Origin of the sequence: Streptococcus suis (genome assembly GCF_002964045.1) — a bacterium.
In the GTDB taxonomy this organism is placed as follows: domain Bacteria; phylum Bacillota; class Bacilli; order Lactobacillales; family Streptococcaceae; genus Streptococcus; species Streptococcus suis_U.
In genome coordinates this window covers 1-318 of record NZ_POPB01000641.1, presented here as the reverse complement: position 1 = coordinate 318, position 318 = coordinate 1, and the positions used below count along the sequence as shown (strand labels likewise).

Here is a 318-nt window from a genome sequence, read left to right as displayed (position 1 = left end):
AATAGAAAGGAACAGCCAAATGAAAACATGGAAAAAATTTGCCTACTCCTGCGTGACACTTGCGTCCGCAGCTGCCCTTGCCGCTTGTGGTAGTCTGACTGGAAATAAGACCGCATCAAGTAGCGCTACAACAGAAGATGGATTGACAAACATCCTCATGTATCAAATCGGAGACGCACCGAAAAACATCGATGTTCTTTTGGAAAATGCCAATAAGATTATCGAAAAAGAAGCAGGTGCCCATCTAGACATCAAGTATATCTCATGGGGTGACTATAAGGATAAAATGGCCATTATTACCTCATCTGGTGAGGAATA

1 pseudogene is annotated in these 318 nt (G+C 42.5%); it reads left to right on the top strand.

Features of this window, described 5'->3' with window-relative positions:
* Positions 1–19: 19 nt before the first annotated feature.
* A pseudogene (locus C1E99_RS13795) lies at positions 20–318 on the top strand (sugar ABC transporter substrate-binding protein); the annotation flags it as partial.